At 47.0% G+C, this 15,438-nt stretch carries 15 protein-coding genes; 6 read left to right on the forward strand and 9 right to left on the reverse strand.

Translation table 11 applies throughout. The annotated features are described in order from the left end of the window. Window positions 1-28: 28 nt before the first annotated feature. Together tgt and QUB14_RS13695 are read right to left on the reverse strand one after the other, a co-directional pair. On the reverse strand, window positions 29-1,159 hold the full coding sequence (gene tgt / locus QUB14_RS13690; protein ID WP_333217483.1) for a tRNA guanosine(34) transglycosylase Tgt: 1,131 nt from the start codon (window positions 1,157-1,159) through the stop codon (window positions 29-31). A gap of 227 nt (window positions 1,160-1,386) precedes the next feature. Next, window positions 1,387-1,836, reverse strand: a complete 450-nt coding sequence (locus tag QUB14_RS13695; protein ID WP_333217484.1) for a hypothetical protein — start codon at window positions 1,834-1,836, stop codon at window positions 1,387-1,389. Between the two features lie 259 nt (window positions 1,837-2,095). On the opposite strand from QUB14_RS13695, the gene cobS reads away from it, so the two are divergent. After that, window positions 2,096-2,893 carry an adenosylcobinamide-GDP ribazoletransferase gene (cobS, locus tag QUB14_RS13700; protein WP_190662160.1) on the forward strand — a complete coding sequence of 266 codons (798 nt, stop codon included), beginning with the start codon at window positions 2,096-2,098 and terminating at the stop codon, window positions 2,891-2,893. 168 nt (window positions 2,894-3,061) lie between these two features. Next, a complete protein-coding gene (locus tag QUB14_RS13705) occupies window positions 3,062-3,346 on the forward strand; it encodes a hypothetical protein (protein ID WP_333217485.1) in 285 nt (94 codons plus the stop codon). A gap of 340 nt (window positions 3,347-3,686) precedes the next feature. On the opposite strand, the gene QUB14_RS13710 is transcribed toward QUB14_RS13705, so the two are convergent. Next, complete coding sequence (locus tag QUB14_RS13710; protein ID WP_333217486.1) at window positions 3,687-5,438, reverse strand: hypothetical protein; 1,752 nt, start codon at window positions 5,436-5,438, stop codon at window positions 3,687-3,689. Between the two features lie 374 nt (window positions 5,439-5,812). Here QUB14_RS13710 and QUB14_RS13715 point away from each other — a divergent pair, with 374 nt between their 5' ends. After that, a complete protein-coding gene (locus tag QUB14_RS13715; protein WP_333182814.1) occupies window positions 5,813-6,043 on the forward strand; it encodes a hypothetical protein in 231 nt (76 codons plus the stop codon). Window positions 6,044-6,093: 50 nt separating this feature from the next. Further along, a complete protein-coding gene (locus tag QUB14_RS13720; RefSeq protein ID WP_333217487.1) occupies window positions 6,094-6,306 on the forward strand; it encodes a hypothetical protein in 213 nt (70 codons plus the stop codon). 942 nt (window positions 6,307-7,248) lie between these two features. On the opposite strand, the gene QUB14_RS13725 is transcribed toward QUB14_RS13720, so the two are convergent. The 4 genes from QUB14_RS13725 to QUB14_RS13740 form a co-directional block, all read right to left on the reverse strand. Further along, the gene (locus QUB14_RS13725; protein WP_333217488.1) at window positions 7,249-7,716 is read right to left on the reverse strand and encodes an MgtC/SapB family protein; all 468 of its coding nucleotides are present in this window, start codon (window positions 7,714-7,716) and stop codon (window positions 7,249-7,251) included. A gap of 37 nt (window positions 7,717-7,753) precedes the next feature. Beyond that, window positions 7,754-8,410 carry a hypothetical protein gene (locus QUB14_RS13730; RefSeq protein WP_190662148.1) on the reverse strand — a complete coding sequence of 219 codons (657 nt, stop codon included), beginning with the start codon at window positions 8,408-8,410 and terminating at the stop codon, window positions 7,754-7,756. A 280-nt stretch (window positions 8,411-8,690) separates the two neighbouring features. Then, window positions 8,691-9,656, reverse strand: a complete 966-nt coding sequence (locus QUB14_RS13735; RefSeq protein WP_333217489.1) for a BadF/BadG/BcrA/BcrD ATPase family protein — start codon at window positions 9,654-9,656, stop codon at window positions 8,691-8,693. 72 nt (window positions 9,657-9,728) lie between these two features. Then, entirely contained in the window at window positions 9,729-10,085 is a 357-nt protein-coding gene (locus QUB14_RS13740) for a zinc ribbon domain-containing protein (protein ID WP_333217490.1), read from the reverse strand. Window positions 10,086-10,300: 215 nt separating this feature from the next. On the opposite strand from QUB14_RS13740, the gene QUB14_RS13745 reads away from it, so the two are divergent. Continuing rightward, window positions 10,301-10,627, forward strand: coding sequence for a phasin family protein (locus QUB14_RS13745; protein ID WP_190662145.1), 327 nt, complete (start codon window positions 10,301-10,303; stop codon window positions 10,625-10,627). A 278-nt stretch (window positions 10,628-10,905) separates the two neighbouring features. Beyond that, window positions 10,906-11,493, forward strand: a complete 588-nt coding sequence (locus tag QUB14_RS13750; RefSeq protein ID WP_333217491.1) for an FKBP-type peptidyl-prolyl cis-trans isomerase — start codon at window positions 10,906-10,908, stop codon at window positions 11,491-11,493. A gap of 440 nt (window positions 11,494-11,933) precedes the next feature. Here the strand turns inward: QUB14_RS13750 and dnaB are convergent, their stop codons facing one another. Together dnaB and rplI are read right to left on the reverse strand one after the other, a co-directional pair. After that, window positions 11,934-14,744 (reverse strand): replicative DNA helicase, encoded by a 2,811-nt coding sequence (dnaB, locus tag QUB14_RS13755; RefSeq protein ID WP_333217492.1) that lies wholly within the window; start codon window positions 14,742-14,744, stop codon window positions 11,934-11,936. 153 nt (window positions 14,745-14,897) lie between these two features. Continuing rightward, window positions 14,898-15,356 (reverse strand): 50S ribosomal protein L9, encoded by a 459-nt coding sequence (gene rplI / locus QUB14_RS13760; RefSeq protein ID WP_333217493.1) that lies wholly within the window; start codon window positions 15,354-15,356, stop codon window positions 14,898-14,900. Window positions 15,357-15,438: the final 82 nt, after the last annotated feature.

Genomic DNA, 15,438 nt, shown 5'->3' on the forward strand with positions numbered 1-15,438 from the left:
AATTGTCGCATATCTTTACCCAAGGCAATCACGATCGATCGACTCTCGGTGCGAGCCAGTGGGCAAACTCTTCAGTAAATCGATCGGCAAAAATCGCCTCCCGCATCCTCCCCGTAAAGCGAATCAACTCCGTGACATTGTGAATCGCTAGCAAAGTATACCCCAGCACTTCGTTAGCCCGCGCCAAATGGGCCAAATAAGCCCGACTGAATTTTTGGCAGGTATAACAAGGACAAGACTCATCCAGCGGCGCAAAATCTTCCCGAAACCGAGCATTTTTCAAACTCCAGCGTTCCCCACCCACAAAAGCCGTCCCGTGGCGGGCCAGCCGAGTCGGAATCACGCAGTCAAACATATCTACGCCACTCGCCACCGCCAACGCCATTTCCCGATAAGTCCCAATCCCCATCAAATAACGCGGTTTATTTGCCGGCAACAGAGGCGCAGTCACCTTCACAATCTCTGCGATCAAATCCCCCGATTCCCCCACACTAACGCCGCCGATGGCGTAGCCTGGTAAATCCAAATCTACCAACTGGTTCGCCGCGCGCGATCGCAAATCGGGGAAAACACCCCCCTGGACGATCCCAAACAAAGCTTGATCCGGGCGCGAGTGAGCTTGAATGCAGCGTTGCAGCCAGCGGTAAGTGCGATTTGTGGCAGCCTCCACCTCTTCCCGCGTAGCGGGGTAAGGGGGACACTCGTCAAAGGCCATAATCACATCAGCGCCCAACTCATTCTGAATTTCGATCGATCGTTCCGGCGTCAAATTAATCATGCGGCCATCGCGGGGAGAGCGAAAAGTCACCCCATCATCAGTAATCTTCCGCATTTGGCTCAAGCTAAACACCTGAAAGCCACCCGAATCCGTCAGCATCGGGCCCGGCCAAGCCATAAATTTGTGCAATCCGCCCGCGCCTGCGACAATCGCTTCCCCCGGCTGCAAATGCAAGTGATAAGTATTTGCCAAAACCATTTGAGAACCCGCCGCCTCAAGATGTGCCGGGGTCAAAGTTTTGACATTAGCTAGCGTCCCCACTGGCATAAATTTAGGCGTTTCCACCACACCGTGGGGGGTGGCAAAAACCCCTGCACGGGCTTGGGTATGGCTGCAATTAGCCTGACATTTAAAAGAAAATTTCGCCTTGTCCTCAGTCATTAGTCCCCGATGCTCGTTAACCGCTACTCGGCCGTCCGTGTTATTTAATCTATTGTTGATGACATCGCGACAAAAAAAACCATGACCCCGCCCAAAAACGGAGACAAGTTTCCGACAATCGTCGTGGAGGGCAAAAAATTTTAGACCTTAGTTCTACCTCCCAGATTCTAAAGCTGCAAGTAAATCTAAAATCTAAAATCTAAAATCTAAAATCGACTGACTGACGATTAAAAGGGGGAATCATCCTCATCCAATTGCAAATCCCAGTGGCCTGAGAGTACCTGATCGACAACCGCATCCAAAGCAGCAGCATTTAAATTCCGGGCGACTTGCTCTTGCAAAGGATTGGAGAGGGGAATTAACCGCAACTGCCGTCCATCTTGAATCAGGTCAAAATAAGCACCATCGACCGGGGACTGTTTAAGTTCCAGGTAATCAAAACTATACACGTTCAAATAAAGCGCATGATTGGCAATCAGGGTAGAACGGTGGGGGTTGGCGAAGACTTCGAGTACATACCCTTCCCCTTCGCTGTAAATCTGGCCATCTTGTATGTGAAGGTAGCGGACACGTCCTAAATCAAACAGCAATCTTTTGATATCGCTTTTGTTGACGACAATGCCTGTATCGATGATGCAAGGAGCAACTACCCTGTTATTCAATTGATCGTGACTCATGTAGTAAAAGCCTCTGTTGTAGTATTTTCCCGTCTTGAACATCAGGGAGTTAGCTAGAATTCTTGGGAAGGGAAACGCGGATCTTGAGTTTAGTCATTTTAGATAGGGAGCTTTGGGATCGCTGCCGACAGAGGTTTTCCGGGGAAAAGAGCGGGCGACAGGAGGAATGCTCGATCCAAAAAACTAGGGTGTTACAGTCCAATTCTGGCACACGCTAATCGATTGACAACTGCATACCAGATGAAAAATTTTCTATCTTATGGTGCATGATAAATGGGTTCGCTCTACGATCGACTTTTTCCGGAATCAAGGCGCTGCCATCGCAGCCGCAGTCGCTTTTTATACTTGTTTGCCGGTACCGGTGTCTTGGACTTTGGAGTTTCGGGGCATTGCCCGCTTGGCACCGGCGATCGGGCTTTTGATTGGGGGGATGCTGGGACTGGGGGATGTTGGGTTGCAGTTGTTGGGAATGCCTGCTCTGACTCGATCGGCCTTGGTGGTAGTCTTGGGCATCGCCGTGACTGGCGGGCTGCACCTAGACGGCGCAATGGACGCGGCGGACGGGCTGGCTGTACCCGACCCGGTACGCAGGCTGGAAGTCATGCGGGACAGCGTTACAGGAGCCTTTGGGGCGATGGCTGCGATCGCGATCGTACTGCTGAAAACTGCCGCTCTCTCAGACTTGAATAACTATCGGTGGCTGGCTTTGATGGGTGTGGCCGGTTGGGGAAGGTGGGCCCAACTGGTGGCGATTGCCCGCTATCCCTATCTCCGGGCCGAGGGTAAGGGAGCTTTTCACAAGGAATCGATTTATTCTCCTTTTGATTTTATACCGGGAGTGCTGTTGCTGCTGAGTTTGAGCGTGGTGCAAGTTGTCTTGGAGGGCGATCGGTGGCTGTTGGCGGCGGGGATGGCTTTGGGGGGAAGTGCGATCGGAATTTTTGCCGGAGCCTGGTTTAACCACCGTTTGGGCGGCCACACGGGCGATACTTACGGTGCTGTAGTCGAGTGGACGGAGGCTTTGTTGCTGTGTCTTTTGGCAGCATTGGAAGGGTAAGTTATGCCATGTTGCCATAGTTTTAGTGAAGCTTTAGTCCTCAATTTACCAAATAACGACAGTTCTAGCAGGTGGAAATCCGCACTCAATAGCAATGGTTTTGCTCCTGTCTGCCTTCAAATGCCACCCTAGATTAGATAGAGCAAACCTCAAACTTTAAAGAAAGCTATGGGATACTTTATTGCTGCGATCGTCCTCGGAATGTTAATTTGGGCTGGGTTCGAGATAATCCAAACAATCCGCAATTGGGAAACGAATCCCGAAGAAACCACCCGCAAAATTCAAGCTGAAATGGTCAAAGAAACATATCGCGGTCAATTTGGTGCCGATGCGCTGGAGGGAGGGAGTCAGGCTGTCGGAAACGCACTCCACGCCGGCCACTGCGCCGCCGAAGCTGCTCCAAGTGCGATCGGTCATGTGGTAGAAGGCTTGTTGCACGTGCTACAACATTAATATCGTGTCTGCTAGCGTAAATTGTGCAAGTGTTTTTGATGCTGTAGGGGCTGGTTTTACCAATAATGTTTGACGCACACAAACAATCTCATAAACCCGCCCCCCACAACTAATAACCTATATCAACCTTGACTTTTATCGAAGGGAAAAAATGTACATTGACGTTTACCGTTCAGAGAGAGGGGGCGGGTTTATGGGATGATTAGTTTTTGGCGTAGATGGTTGGTAAAACCAGCCCCTACCATCGCGCAAATTATACAAAAACCAACCAATCCCAATGATATAACAACACAAAATGAATGGAAAATGTTACTGCAAATTTTCCATTCATTCTCACTTTTTAGGCTTTCGGCTCAACCCAAATCGTCATCCCCTCAACCCTCAAACCTTTGCCGCGAGTGCCGCAATATTGACCGTTAGGAGTAACAGGAGTATCACCTACATTCTGGATGTGAGCCGTATAAAATACGTCATACTTATCAGCTTGTGGCCCTGTCAGGCGGGCGGCAAATCCCTCAATGCGCTTGGCTTTGCCCCGGAATCCAGCTAACTCTCCTTCCGAGATCCAAGCAGTGTCGCCCACTCCTTCAACGTGAGCCATGTACTGCAAATTTAAACCGGCAACGGGAGGCTCTATTTTAATTTGAAATCCTTCGACGCGGCGGCCTTGAGCTTTAGTACCCGCATATTCTCGATCACTAAAAGTTCGATCGCCAATTCCTTGAATATGCGCCAACACTTTTAAACCCACAGGCGCCACTGTTTGGGAACTCGCAGACTGCGCGATCCAAACTTTGATGCCCTCTATTCTCAAAGCTTTGCCGCGAGTGCCGCAATATTCGCCGTTGGAGGACACGTCGGTGTCGCTGATATTCTGAATGTGAGCGCTATAAAATACGTCGTACTTATCAGCTTGTGGCCCGCTCAATCGCACCGCAAATCCTTCAATTCGTTTCGCTTGACCCCGAAAACCCGCCAATTCTCCCTCGCTAAGCCAAGGAGTATCGCCAACACCTTCGACGTGAGCCATGTACTCGACATTTAAGCCGGGAATTGGCGGATCGATATTAATCGCAAATCCTTCGACGCGCAGCCCCCGCCCCTTAGAACCCGCGTATTCTTGAGCACCGAAAGTTCGATCGCCAATTCCCTGAATGTGCACCAAAACTTTGATTCCCAAACCGCCCTCTACTGCCACCGCTGGTTGAAGGTTCCGGGGTGCGCCAAAAACAATGTTACCCGAACCGGTTGTCTGAAGAGACTTAGGTACTTCCACGCTGGGAACAATAATTACCTCGTGCATGGGGGCAGAAGGTGCGGGGGATTCCAAAATCTGGATCTGTGGCGCAACTGTAACTTGTTTCGGCGCCACATTTCCTGACGGGATGACAATCACTTCTGGCAAAGGTTCGGCGCTGATTTTTTGTTCTGGCGCTGCTTTAAATGCGGGTTCGACTTTTGCAGGTGCTGCTTTTACCATCTCAGCAATGGTTAATTTGCCTCTGGAAATGGCTACGGCTATTTGTTTGCCAAAAGCAGCGCTAACTGTTTCTTCGAGAATTACCCACTGTTCGTCGTCTAATTTGTCTTGCTGTTCCACCAGGGCCAGCACTGCTGAAACTGGGTGTTTGCCGCTGACTAAGGATTCTGCGTCGGAATGCAGTTGAGTTGGGGTTGATTCGGAAATCGCGCGCTGCAGTTCGCGGGCTCTGGCATGAACTGATTGTAAGGGGGCGAAGTCGCTTTGTTCGCGGTGGGCGATCGCCAATACTCGATCGATCACTTTCAATGCTGCATCGCGAATTTCTGCTTTACCTTCAGAAGCTGCTGCTGTCTGAACTAAGTTTTGAATGTCTTTGAGGGAAGCAATTTCCCCCGGCGCGATCGCGGATTTGTTGAGTTCGAGAGCTTGTTTTTGGACTGCGGCAAAGTTGCGGCTGTAGGCTGCTACTTCTTGCAGCAAGCTGTCAGAGGGAGGAAGGCCGGAGTCTTGCAGTTGTTTTGCTGCTTGGGAGAGGCGATCGGCCAAATTAGCATAAGTTTCCGATAGTCGGGCTATTTGTTGTAGCAAATCTTTATGAGCTAGTTCCATATGTCTTGCCGTAAATATTTAACTTGCTGATTATAGACGTTGAGCGTCTTCTGAAGGTAGAAGGCAGTAGTCATCAGTCATTAGTCGCAGGGAAAAAGAAAAATGCTCCCCCTCTCCGACTCATCCACTCGGACACTCTCCGACTCCCCCACCCAGACACCCGGACACTCTCCGACTCCCCACTCGGACACTCCTCCTCTGGCATCCCCCGCGTGATCGCCATCACAACCGTGCAAATACTTAGTCACACTCTGTGACTCCGGCTGTCACGAGTGGCCCGTAACAATGTCACACCTATCGAGCAATAGCCGTCACTGCTGATTCTGTGAAAACAGTTGATACTGAGGCTTGAACCAATAAAATCCCGAAGTGTTATGGTACTAATTCGCGATCTCGCCCAGCAAGCTCTGGCTCTAGGCTATCTAACCCTTGAAGCCGAAAATCAACTGCGGGGGATGTTAACTACCACCAAGTATGACTTGGAAGACTTAAATGCTTTTATGGCTTTGCAACTAGCAGCTATGTCCGGAGGAGTGAAACAAGAGTCTCGCGAGCTGAAAAAATTTGAAATCTTTGGCGAGACGGCTTCCGAAACTTCCTGTTAGTAATTAGCGGGCTTTTGATTAGTGAAAATTTAGTAAGGGACATTTCTACCGTGCAGATTCGTGAAGTTGTAAAACAAGCTATTGCCGCTGGCTATCTGAGTTTGGAAGCGGAAAATGAAATGCAGAAGGTTTTTTCCTCTGCCCAGTGTGATTTGGAAGATTTGAATGCTTTTATGAGCTTGCAATTAGCTGCGATGGCGGGTCGCGTGAGGCAAGAGTCTTTGGAATTGATGAAAATGCCAAATTTCCCGGATAGAAATTAATTTTTTTCTTCAGTCCTCGGGCGATATGAATATTAATTAATTTTTCTAGTTCATCAAGGCTGGTAAAATATAATTATATTGCTGATTTATATACTAATTAATTTAAAAAATATTGGTAGTTTGGTTCAATGGTTTTTGACCAAAGTAACTAAAATTGAAATAATAAATATTAAAATGAATATGTAAGTGGATAGTGAGGACTTCACTCGTCAAAGGTCAGGCTTGGATGACCAGACCTGTCAAGCTGTAGTCAAAGTGTTTGCTTCGTAAAAATTGAGCATTATTCTTGAGATGTTATGTATTGTTAATACTCTATCAAATAAAGAAGATTTATCGATCGCCCCAAGCAGAGATTTCAAGCGTTTGAGCCACTTTTTAGACATTGCATAATTGCGAGATGATTTTGATTGTTTTTTTGTGGAATGGACTCTCGTAGCCCGAAGGCGTGTATTTTCACACCAGGCGGAACACTCCACAATACATGAGTGTCAAGTTAAGCTTTTAGTCCGCCAGTCCTCCCGCTCACCCGGAAGTCCGCCAGGGAATGAATTCCCTGTCTCATAGCTAAAGTCCTCTCAAAGAGGACTGAAGAACTCATTAGTCCTCATAGCGAGGACTTTCGCTTTGAGGCTCTTGTTTCAAAAAGAGCCGGAATGAGAATTTAACGTTAAGTTGACACCAATGCCCACAATAATCATCCTCAAATTGTGCAACGCCCCTTTTTCACCATTTTGCCAGGTATGGCTGGGATGAGGGCAAACAATTTATGAGCAGTGATTAACTGGAGTTGGTATGAAACAGCTAATATTATTTCCCCTCCATCGACCGCAATAAAATTAGTTAGTAGTGAGGAATTTAACTATCATAAAACTCGCTCGTACTTCCGTCGTCACTACAAACTTTATAACGGTTATAATACCCAATTTTAGATCATCACTGAGACTATTTCCTACGCCTCCGACGCTCTAACTCTTTAATTACTCTCAGAACAAACAGCGACATGAAAGCGCCAATTAATGCCAGTTGCCACAACCCGCATCCAGCAGCCGTTCCTAAAGCTGCTGACACCCAAATAGCGGCGGCAGAGGTGAGCCCGTGAACTTCAACTTTGCCTATTTCCTGTTGATTTTGCCGCAGGATTTCTCCACCTCCTAAAAACCCAATCCCGGCAGCAATGCCTTGAATTACGCGCGCTACAGCATCTCCTCCGTTTTCATTTTTACCCATTGCCAGCGGCATTAAAACAAACAGTGCAGAACCCATACTTACTAGCATATGAGTTCTCAAGCCCGCTGGTTTGTTTCTGAGTTGGCGCTCCCATCCAATAATTCCGCCAACAAACATGGCTAGGCACAACCTTAACAGTATGCCTAGCCAATTATCGGGAGACCACAAGTTAGCTATCGACAATGTTTTACTGCAAATAATTAATCCGAAGATTCCAATATTAGCGGAGTACGATGTCCGATCGCAATGTCACTGCCAAATCTTGTTCCGGGCGAATCACGAGCACGTCAACGCTGCGCCGCCCCAACAATACTCCAGCTATAGCGCCGATCCCAGCGCCTCCCAATACTTCTTCCGTGGCGATGGCTTTGTCACCGGTAATGCCTGCTAGTGCTGCTGCTGCTGCTGCACCCAATGCTGCACCTTGCGCTAATGAACCTGTGCCAGCACCTTTTTGGACTCTTTCGCTTCGGGTAATAATTCCCGAATAGCCATCAATCCGATAGCGTTGGCGGCGGCTGATAATTAACTCTCTGGCAACAAATTGAGTACCGATTTGATTGCCTCTTCTGACAGGTTGCAGTGTCCCGACTATCTGGCTGCCTCCGGGGATTAATACTCTGCCTTGAGGTGTGCGGATGTCTCGCGCCACTGTTAAAGTTAAAGGTGCAGTTTCTTCCCGGGTGACAACTATTTTGTCTTTTTCATAGCTAACTGGAATTACACTGCCCGACGGAATTCGGATGCTATCAAATTGTGAAATTCGTTGTTGGGCTTCTGCGGGAGTAGCTACCACCAGCGGCGCGCTGGTTCCAACTGTAATGCCCAGTGCGAGGATTGCTGCTGTTGCTGAACGCCATTTTTGAGAAGTAATCATATAAATTGTCTCCTTGCTGCGGTTTTTGTTTACTTAGGAACGCAATACTGCTAAATTTGTTTCTTGTTTCGCATTCATCTGATGTTTTGATTATGGCAGGCTGGAATTCTACAAGTTGGGAAGATAAGGTAGATAATCGAAACTTTTAAAATTTGGAAAAATAGATAAAATCGGCAAGAGTGGGAAGATAAGGAGGATAAAGGAGCGATTTCCATTCATCCTCCCCTTAGCCTCTAATGAGTTAATGTGAAATTCCAGCACGAAGGCTGGGATCGCCAGGTTAATTGTTGAGAGCGTTTAAAGCTAACAATCCAGCACCGAAAGCTGGTTCGTATCGGGGCGAGATAACCTTAGCCTTTGGGGCGATCGCACTTATGGCCGCTTCAAACCGACCTCGGCAATTTGCCTCGCCGCCCCACACACCTCCTACGATCACAATTTCAAATTCTTCTGTTTGGTTAAATAGCGCTGAAATGGCTATTTTTGTTGCATAGGTTAATTCTGCCACAGCATTATTGATAATGCTGTCAGCGACGCGATCGCCCTCTGCTGCTGCTCCCTCGACAATCGGCGCTAAAGCTGCAATTTCTTTGACTCCCCAACCGCGCCCGTAAACGACTTCTACCAATTCTTCTAGGTTATTGAGGCCTAAATGCTTTTGAAATTTTTCCGCAAGCACGGTAAAATCTTCGCGTCCGTCATAGAACTTCAAAGCAGCTTGCAAACCCTGAAGGGCGATGTTATATCCGCTGCCTTCATCGCCTAAAATATATCCCCAACCGCCGACTCGTTTAGTTTTCCCGTGACGGTTTTGCCCGAAAACAATCGAACCGGTTCCTGAAATAACGGCGATACCCACTGGATGGCCTGTACCGCCAGCAAGTGCGATCGCGCAGTCGCTGGAAATTACTATATTCCTGGGCAGGAACGATCGGGTTACTGGTAAAGTATTCGTAAACTGCAAGTTCTGCACTACAAATTGCACTATTTCACGATCTTTTGGACGCCCGACGCCTGCTAGTCCCAGACCAATTGCTTCTATGTTGAGATTGCCTACAGCCTCGACCTGAGCGGACAGAACTGCTCGTTCGATCGCCAATTGAATGGATTGTTTGGCTGTCTCAATTCCCAGGGTTTGATAATTTGACGGCCCTGCTTCCCCCCGTCCTAAAACAAGGTGGTTGTCATCCATTAAAAGGCAGATAGTTTTAGTGCCGCCGCCGTCGATGCCGAATACGTAGCTCATGAATAATTTACAGAATAATAGAGCAACCCAGATTAACAGAGATATGTCTATTCTACGCTTTGTACAATCCGATTAAATCGACAGAGCAATGCTAATAATAATTAAACCTAATAATGCTAACCAAACCAGATGGCGCTGACACCAAGTTTTGATCGATTGCAGCCCGTCGCCGCTGCTGTAAGGGCTCGTCTGTGGCACAAGTGGCTCAGCTCGATCGTGATAAAGCGTGCATTCTTTGGCAAAGGGACGCTGCGGGTAGTTGCAAGTGTCGTCGTCGTGATAAATACAGTTAGTGCACAGAAATTCTTCGGGTTTCGATCGATAAAGAGGGATACCCGGATGACCGAAAGCTTTGAGAGTGATTTTGCAGTGCGGACAGGCGAGCGCTCGGGCGTCTACAGGTTGGTGGCAGCGGGGGCAATCAGGCATAGACAGCAGGGTTATGGGGTAAGGTGGTGGGTAGGCTCATTAGGGGGTTTTCCGAACGCCGATTAGCGCGATCGGCTCGCCATCAGGCGGCTTGATGCTCCAAAATAGAAAGGTAGGTGTGCGCTGATGTAACTTTAAGTTTACAGATGGTTTCGCAGCGACAGCAGGCTACCTGAGCCGATCGGGTATGAAAGGGCAAACATTAGGAAAAATCTATGGATAACAATAGCAACTTACTCAAACAACTGGTAATGCTGGGCATTGGTACTACCTCCCTGGTAGCCGAGAAATTGCAGGAAGCTAGCGAGCAATGGGTCAAAGATGGCAAAATCAATCCCGAGCAAGCCAAAACCTTTGTCGATGACATGACGGAGCAGCTCAAGTCTGAGCAGGGCAATTGGGATACGCAGTTGCAGCGGCAATTGCGGAATATTCTCCAAGATATGGGAGTCCCCCGACAGTCCGAAATGGATGAGTTGCGCGGAAGGCTCGATCGTTTGGAACGTCAGATGCGGGATTTAGAAAACCGTAACTGGCGCTGAGTTCGATCCTCTTCGAGGGCTTCGCTAACGCCCGCGAGGAGTTCGCTGTTATCTTGTGATAAGATTGTCACCCGAAGCCAGAAGGCTAAAAAAGGCACTCATGTAGAAGCCATTTATGTAGAATTACAAACATTCTGACTTCATACTTTTGCCTTGAAAATTATCTGGTATCTGCCGTTTTTTGGTGGAAAAGTTCAGATAAAATTTTCTATTTCTTGTTGTTGTAGATGTCTTAGATATCTAAGATATCGCGGTTAAAAGTATCAGGAGGATTAATTTTGCGAGGAGTTCTAGTCAGCTTGGGGGTAATGCTGGTTTGCTTTTTGTTTTTGATAGTCGCTCAAATGGGCGGTTCTGGGTCCCAAGCAGTTGCAGCCGAATTGAACAATCTTTTACCCGAGACTGCTATTGAGAAGTTGTCAGCGCAGTCTTTGAATGAGAATAGCTTGCTAGTAGCGGATGCTACTTTACCGAAGGTACCAGCTACTATCGCTGGCAATAACATGACTGATAATACTGAGAAAACTGTCACCACCGATTCCGGTCTGAAATATGTTGAATTGAAAGAGGGTAATGGGGCGACTCCAAAAACCGGGCAGACGGTTGTCGTGCACTACACTGGAACTTTGGAGGATGGCACGAAGTTTGACAGTTCTCGCGATCGCAATTCTCCTTTTCAGTTCAAAATTGGCGTAGGTCAAGTAATTAAGGGTTGGGATGAAGGTGTCGGTACGATGAAAGTTGGAGACCGCCGCAAGTTGATTATTCCCCCTGAACTCGGTTACGGTGCTCGCGGTGCGGGCGGGGTGATTCCTCCTAATGCTACGCTGATTTTTGATGTGGAATTGTTGAAAATCGCTGGCTAGGTAGCTCAAAACCTAATTCAACGTAAAACTTTTACGGTGTTTAGAAACCCGGTTTTTTTTAAGAAACCGGGTTTCTGTGTAATAAGCTGTTCCGCATTTAAGTTGTATTTTTCAGGCGGGCGAGACGCCCACCCCACAATAATTTCATCAAATTTGACTGTAAAAGTTAGCTGCACATTAGCTTATCACCTCTGGTAAATTAACCACAATATTGGTAGTGGCAGGTTTCACCAACAATCTTCCATTCACCTCGACAATATCTATAAACCCGCCCCCCACTTGAGCGACAAAATTTTATAACTGCCAATTCAACTGACATAATATATAGCAATCCTTGCAGGAGTCGTAAACTTTTTACCCCACCCCAACCCTCCCCTTATCAAGGGGAGGGAGTAAGAAATTCACAAATGATGCGAGGATTGCTATAAGCCCTGGTGGATTTACGATCGCTTCGGAGATGCCAGATTGCGAAAGCAGGTATATTGGGCGTCAAATAATAGTTTGATAATTCCTGTGGGGCCGTTTCTGTGTTTGGTAATAATTACTTCTGCAATTCCGCGATCGGGCGAATCAGGGTTATAGTATTCATCGCGGTAGAGCATAATTACTAAATCTGCGTCTTGCTCGATCGATCCACTTTCTCTCAAATCAGACATCATCGGTCGCTTGTTTGTCCTCGCTTCCACACCCCGACTCAACTGAGATAAGGCAATAATCGGCACGTTGAGTTCGCGGGCTAAACCTTTAAGACTTCTAGTAATTCGAGATAGTTCTTGCACGCGGTTGTCGCTTGTACCTTCCATTAATTGCAGGTAATCTAGCAAGACTAATCCTAGAGTTCCGCCTTGTTCTGCTTGGAGGCGGCGGACTTTCGATCGTATTTCTGTGACGGTAATATTGGGAGTATCGTCAATAAACAACGGCAATTCTGATAAGTTGCCAATGGCTGTACTGATTGGTTCCCATTCGTTTTGACTGATTCTACCCGATCGCAATCGGTTACTTTCTATTTTGGCTTCGCTGGACAGGATGCGCTGCACTAGCTGTTCTTTCGACATTTCTAAGCTGAAAACAGCAACCGGCAATTTCTGCTGTCCAGCGGCGATGTGGTGGGCGATGTTGGTACAGAAAGCAGTATTGTGAACGCAGATATCGTTAGCCACAAAATTGTGCGTCTCCGGGATAGTTAAGTCGTAGACTTGCTTGTTTCCCATCGGTTCGATGGAAACAATTTCATCCCAGTAAACCTCGCTATCTGCCAGTTGTTTCAGCCATAAATTATCTAAAGCCGTTGCTAAAACTAAAAATTTTTCCCTGGACAGCGCACGTCTACCAACGTGGATATTTGAATGACCTTTGATACCTGCGCGTTTTGCTAAGGATGCCCAAGATTCGTTGCCTTTTGCTAATGCTAGGTATTCCCACGCCTCGACAGGAATTAAATCGCGGCTAGTTTGGTATTCTTTATTTTCTAATGCTTCTTTTACTTTGAATAATGCTACCTCTTTGCCAAAAATGCCAATTTCTGATATGAATGTTTTGATTGATTTGGCATCAGTAATATCGATTTGCCAAGCTTGTATGCGAGTATTTTTGTATTTTACCGAACGCTTTTTGAGGGCGGCAATGATGCCAAATCTCAGCAGTAGATGCTGTACGTGTCTGGCTAGTCCTTCGCTGACAGAACAGTAGCCTAGTTGAGATTGACCGCTGGTAAGCACGGTTGCCCAGCCGTCTGTTGAAAAGAGGCGGTTGAGAAAAAGGGCAACTTGCGATCGCTCCAATTTAAAAACTATTTCTGGTACTGTTTTCTGGTGAGCATTTTTGCCCATCAGACCTAATTCTTCTAACCAATGTCTCAGAGGATTTTTATGTTTTGTATTAATAGCATCCATTCCGGGCCCGGTTAGCTGTTTTGGTTCTACTTCTAAAATTTCACAGATGCGACTAAATAATTCTTGATTTGGGAATGCAATTCCTTGTACCCAAGACCAGGCTAAAACAGGTGGAACTTCCAATTTTTGAGCGAATTCTGGAACAGACAAATTTCGTTCTTCAAGGAGTTTTTGTAGATTCCCACCAAAGAGCTCTATTTTCTCTGTGTAACCTTCTCGATCGCCCATTATACAATATTCTGGTGTGCGCTTCTCTTGCTCGCTGAATCGCAGCTTCAGACCTCCGAAGCTAGTAGCAGCTTCAGCAAAATCTTGTAGGATAGCAGTATTTCCATTGGTGAACTTCGGCGCGCTGCGTGTCAAACACCCATCGCCAATTAGATAAGCCAATAACTTAACTTCACAGGAGCGGATGGTTTCTTGACCAAAAACATTCATCCTGCGGGGGACAGCAATTTTATCGCCTGCTTGTACTTCGGCCAACTGCCGCCATCCCTTAATTGTTAAAAATGGGTGCGTAATTGTAGTTTCTATAAAACGTCCCAGCCTTGTTGTTACCCGAAATACAGGCTTAATTCCATCATCTATAAAACCTGATGGTCTAGTTAGGTGAAATTGCCAATCTTCTCCTAATGTTAGTAATTCAGCTTGACGTTTTTGATAGATTTCTTCAATGGTAACAAGGCTTCCATCGCTTTGTACTATAACTGACTCATCTGTACAGCACTTTCCCATCGCCGGCCTGGCTGCAACGATGATTAAATCCGATCGCTGAAAGCCTCCTGTCATGGCATCTAAGTCATAAAAGCCGCAGGGTATACCGGGAAGTGTCAGCCCTTCATTGCGATTTTCTAGGTCTTGAAATGTTTGGTTTAATGTTTCGCCGATCGATACTAAATCCTGTTGCGGGCGTTCTTGAGTTATGCTGAAAATTTCTTGTTCGGCGCGGTCTAAGACTGTTTCTAGTGGTGTTGCCGTCTCGTAACCTAATTGTACTATGTTGTTGCCAGCTTCGATTAATTTGCGGCGCTGATATTTGTCTTCAACTAAAACTGCATATTGGTCGATGTTGACTGCGGAAACTGTGCGATCGACTAATTGTGCTAATTTAGTTAGTCCTCCTACTTGCTCTAACTGGTTGCGGTCGGTTAGCGCAGTTGTTACCGTCATTAAATCGGTAGGTTGGCCCTGTAAAAATAGCCCTAATGCCGATCGATAAATGACTTGATGAGCGGTGATGGCAAAAAACTCCGGTCGCAGCAGTTCGGCAATTCGGGAAATAGCTTCGGGGTCAATTAAAATCCCGCCCAAAATTGCTTCTTCTGCCTCTATATTTGTCGGCATCAAATCGCTCATTAGTCAATAGTTCTCAGTCATTAGTTATTAGTTGCCAGTTATTAGTCGTCAGTTCTCAATCTGTAAGGAAGGCGTTACTCACTTCGCAAGTTAGCAGTGCTTAGTTGTTAGCTAATGACTAATGACTAACAACTAATGACTGATGACTCTTAATTACATCGGAACAACTTGAATATCAACTTCGGCGGTAACTTCTGCGTGTAGTTTGATTTCAGCTTTGTATGTACCAGTTTGGCGAATTTCGGGCAGAGTAATGCCGCGCCGATCGACTTCTTGACTGGTAGAGTTGAAAATCAGTTCTGCTACTTCTTGGTTGGTGACAGTACCAAAAATCGCGTCAGCTTCGCCAACTTGCTTGGAGATGATGAAAGGCCCAGCCGATTGGAGGGCGGTTTTGCGGACTTCAGCTTGCTGCTTGAGCTCTAGCTGGCGCACTCTTTCTTCTTCACGGCGGCGCTCTGCTTGCTTCAGAATGCCCGGAGTGGCTTTAAATCCCATTCCTTGGGGTACTAGGTAGTTGCGGGCGTAGCCCGGAGCTACTTCTACAACGTCGCCAGCTTTACCGAGTTTGCTGACATCTTTATTTAAAACTAATTGGACGCGCTTGGCCATGATCGTGGGTTCTGGGATTTTAACTGCAACTTTTTATAATAGCGAAGTTTGAGGGGCGATCGCAAGGAAGTTCGGCAACGGA

This window comes from Microcoleus sp. B3-D2, assembly GCF_036705345.1.
Taxonomy (GTDB): domain Bacteria; phylum Cyanobacteriota; class Cyanobacteriia; order Cyanobacteriales; family Microcoleaceae; genus Microcoleus.